This is a genomic window from Staphylococcus petrasii (assembly GCF_002902565.1).
Taxonomy (GTDB): Bacteria; Bacillota; Bacilli; order Staphylococcales; family Staphylococcaceae; genus Staphylococcus; species Staphylococcus petrasii.
Window position 1 is genome coordinate 1 of the sequence record NZ_PPRC01000071.1, and the last position, 4,231, is coordinate 4,231.

Genomic DNA, 4,231 nt, shown 5'->3' on the forward strand with positions numbered 1-4,231 from the left:
CTTATGTATATCGTTTTATCATTAATAGTATGTTTAAATGTATATCTTAATTTTCCATTTTCATTATTATAAATAATTTCAGATGGATTAGCAGCATTATCTATATTTTTATTAAAATTTTGATGATTGCCTAATTTATAAATATTATTGCCATCTTTATAAATATAAACCGTTAAATGTCGGTCAGAAGCAACATTAGTAATTTCTTTATTATCCTTTTGATTATTTAATTTTATAAAATTTTCAGAAATATGGTTTAATTCAGCACTTTGCGTAGTAGATAAGATTTGATAAATCGTATGATGTAAAATGGCTCCTAAACCTATAAAACTGATAATCGTGATTGTACTTAATAAAAGAAGTAATCTATGATGAAACTTTAACATTAACCTTTAGGTCTTTCTAATTTATAACCTAAACCACGTACAGTTTTAATTAATTTAGGTTGCTTAGGATTTTCTTCTAATTTATCTCTTAAGTGACTAATATGTACATCAACTATTCTTGAATCTCCAGCAAATTCGTAATTCCAAACTGAATTAAGCATATGTTCTCTTGTAATTACTCGTCCTTGTCTTTCGATTAGATATAAAAGTAATTCAAATTCTTTAGGTGTTAATTCTAATAATTCATCGTCTTTATAAACTTCAAAGAATTCCGGTCTGATTCTAATATTTTCAATAACAATATCTTCTTCATCTACGTCATCTTTTTCTACTTCACTAGCAAACTTCGATCTTCTAAGTATAGCTTTAACTCTCGCTACTACTTCTCTTGGTGAAAAAGGTTTAGTCATGTAGTCGTCTGCGCCTAATTCTAACCCTAATACGCGATCGAATTCATCATCTTTAGCTGTTAACATTAAAATTGGAACTAAGTTTTTGTCAGAACGAATCGTCTTACAAACTTCAATTCCATCTTTTTTCGGTAACATTACATCTAAAACAATCAGTTCAGGTTGAACTTCATTTACTTTTTCAAGTGCCTCTTCACCATCGTAAGCAACTTCTACGATGTAACCGGCTGTTTCAAGATTATATTTTAGTAAAGTTACAATGGATTGCTCGTCATCCACCACTAATACTTTTTGTGACATAATGTGCCTCCCTGATTAGAAATAACATTCAAATACATTATAACTGAAGTTCAAATAAAAATAACATACCACATATTAAATTTACATAAACTTAACAATTAATATAATATTTTCTATTTATTAAGAAATTATTTTACTAACCTTAACTTAATATTAACAAATTTAGTCGTAAAAATATAATTTTTTAAAATTATTCAAAAAAGGGAGCAGAACAGAAATTAAAATAATTTCGTCGTTCTGCCCCAGCAAAGATAACTAGAATTGAAAAAAACTTAATATAAGTGCAGTTTCAATTCAGTTAGCTACTGCTAAAATGTTAAATAAGACTAGGACATTACATTTTGTCCCAGCCTTATCTCAATACTTATATTATTATTTTAAATTTTTAATAAGTTCATCAGCAAATTCAGAAGTAGAAACTTCTTTAGCACCATCCATTAAGCGAGCAAAGTCATAAGTGACGATTTTTGAAGCGATTGTTGCTTCAATAGCATCAGTGATTTTATCAGCCGCTTCTTGCCATCCTAAATGTTCAAGCATTAATACAGAACTTAATAATTCTGATGAAGGGTTAACTTTATTTAAGTTTGCGTATTTAGGCGCAGTACCATGTGTTGCTTCGAAAATTGCGTGTCCAGTTTCATAGTTAATATTAGCACCTGGAGCGATACCAATACCACCAACTTGTGCCGCTAAAGCATCTGAAATATAGTCACCATTTAAGTTCATAGTAGCAACTACATCATGTTCAGCTGGACGAGTTAAAATTTGTTGTAAGAAGATATCAGCAATTGAGTCTTTAATGATAATCTTACCTTCTTGTTCAGCTTTGTTTTGTGCTTCATTTGCAGCATCTTTACCATCTTTTTCAACAATTTCATCATATTGTTGCCATGTAAAGACTTTATCTGCAAATTCATTATGTGCTACATCATAACCCCATTGTTTAAATGAACCTTCAGTGAATTTCATAATGTTACCTTTATGAACTAAAGTCACAGCTTTACGATCATTATCAATAGCGTATTGAATTGCAGCTCTTACTAAACGTTCAGTTCCTTCTTTAGAGACTGGTTTAATACCAATACCTGAAGTTTCTGGGAAGCGGATATTAGTAGCACCCATTTCATTTTGTAAGAAATCGATGACTTTCTTAACTTCTTCAGTACCTTCTTTAAATTCGATACCAGCATAAATATCTTCAGTATTTTCACGGAAGATAACCATATCAACGTCTTGAGGACGTTTAACTGGTGAAGGTACACCTTTGAACCAACGTACAGGACGTAGACAAGTAAATAAGTCTAATTCTTGACGTAAAGCAACGTTAAGTGAACGAATTCCTCCGCCAATTGGTGTAGTTAAAGGCCCTTTGATAGCGATTAAATATTCTTTAATCGTATCTAACGTTTCTTGTGGTAACCATTCGCCAGTTTCATCATAAGCTTTTTGACCAGCTAAAACTTCTTTCCACTCAATACGTTTTTCACCGTTATACGCTTTTTCAACTGCAGCGTCAATAACACGACTTGCTGCTTTCCAGATATCTGGTCCAATACCATCACCAATAATAAATGGGATGATTGGTTCATTTGGTACGTTTAATCCTTCATTCGCTCTAGTAATTTTTTCTGCTGACATAACTTTAACCTCCAAGATTAACTATGATTAAATCATTTTAATAAATTAATTTATCTTTCTTCGATTGATAAATATTTACGATTTTTTTCACCAATATATTTTGCACGCGGTCTCATAATTCTGTTATCACGATATTGTTCAAGAATATGAGCAGTCCATCCAGAAGTACGGCTCACTGCGAAAATTGGTGTAAATAAATCATGTGGAATATCCATACTGTGATATACAGTTGCACTAAAGAAGTCTACGTTAGGAATAATACCTTTTTCCTCACGCATACGTTTTTCAATAGCAATTGAAATGTCATATAATTCGCTTCTTCCTGTTTCAGAAGTGATTTTACGACTCATTTCACGTAAGTATTTAGCACGGGGATCTCCATCTTTATATACACGATGTCCGAAGCCCATGATTTTGTCTTTATTTTTGAATTTTTCATCTAAATAAGCATCTACTTCATCAACTGATTTAACATCAGATAACATATTCATAACTTGTTCGTTTGCACCACCATGTAAAGGTCCTTTTAAAGAACCAACAGCTGCTACGATACCTGAATACATATCAGATAATGAAGAAACTGCACAACGAGCTGTAAATGCTGAAGCATTAAGTTCATGGTCAGCATGTAAAACTAATGCTTTATTGAATGCTTCAACTTCTGTATCAGTTGGTAATTCCCCTCTTAACATATATAAGAAGTTAGCTGCATAACTTAACTCAGGGTTAGGTTTTACAGGTTCTTTACCATCACGCACACGAGCAAATGCAGTAACTAATGATGCGATTTTAGCTTGAATACGAATCGCTCTTTCTTTACGGTTCTCTTCTGTTTCATCTTCCGCATCTGGATCAAAGTGTGCAATATAAGAAACTGATGTACGTAATGCTGTCATTGGATGTACATTATCAGTTGCGTATTCTTCAAAGTGTTTATACACTCTTGGGTTTAATGTCATATATTTATTTAATTTTTCTTTTAATTCATCTAATTCATCTTGAGTAGGTAGTCTATAATTCCATAAAAGGAATACAACCTCTTCGAATTGCGCATGTTCTGCTAAGTCGTCAATATCATAGCCCGCATATGTTAATTGACTTTCAATAATTGAACTGATTTTAGTTTCAGCTGCAATTACCCCTTCTAAACCTTTTTGTAATTCTGCCATAAGCAATTCCCCTTTTCTTTAACTTAATGTAATGGCTTTCAAGAACATTATAGCTAATTGTCGAAATTTTGTGAATGAATATATATTTTTTCACAAGCGAATAAAAGTGAATATATCTCGCTATTATATATCTTCTATAACCTATAATTCCCGTTATCATTGGCTTTATGCTTCATATTATAATGTAATTAGTAAGAAAATATTGAAAATTTTATTTTTTTATCATGAATGATTACAATTTGTTAACTAAATATTAAAGGAATTTTTAGAAAATATTATAAAAATAATTGTCGAATTGGTTATATAAGTGCATAATAAATATTAA

At 31.1% G+C, this 4,231-nt stretch carries 3 protein-coding genes and 1 pseudogene; all 4 read right to left on the reverse strand.

Features of this window, described 5'->3' with window-relative positions; all coding sequences use genetic code 11:
• Window positions 1–386 (reverse strand): annotated as a pseudogene (locus CD127_RS10175) (two-component system histidine kinase PnpS); the annotation flags it as partial.
• Window positions 386–1,096, reverse strand: a complete 711-nt coding sequence (locus tag CD127_RS10180) for a response regulator transcription factor (protein WP_103299175.1) — start codon at window positions 1,094–1,096, stop codon at window positions 386–388. The pseudogene CD127_RS10175 and the gene CD127_RS10180, both read right to left, overlap by 1 nt.
• Window positions 1,097–1,468: 372 nt before the next feature.
• Window positions 1,469–2,737 carry an NADP-dependent isocitrate dehydrogenase gene (icd, locus tag CD127_RS10185; RefSeq protein ID WP_103298701.1) on the reverse strand — a complete coding sequence of 423 codons (1,269 nt, stop codon included), beginning with the start codon at window positions 2,735–2,737 and terminating at the stop codon, window positions 1,469–1,471.
• Between the two features lie 50 nt (window positions 2,738–2,787).
• Window positions 2,788–3,906, reverse strand: coding sequence for a citrate synthase (locus CD127_RS10190; protein ID WP_103366633.1), 1,119 nt, complete (start codon window positions 3,904–3,906; stop codon window positions 2,788–2,790).
• Window positions 3,907–4,231 lie beyond the last annotated feature (325 nt).

Bases quoted from the DNA above. Each gene is read 5' to 3' on its own strand.
- CD127_RS10190 (WP_103366633.1), bottom strand. From the start codon at position 3,906: ATGGCAGAATTACAAAAAGGTTTAGAAGGGGTAATTGCAGCTGAAACT.
- CD127_RS10180 (WP_103299175.1), bottom strand. From the start codon at position 1,096: ATGTCACAAAAAGTATTAGTGGTGGATGACGAGCAATCCATTGTAACT.
- icd (WP_103298701.1), bottom strand. From the start codon at position 2,737: ATGTCAGCAGAAAAAATTACTAGAGCGAATGAAGGATTAAACGTACCA.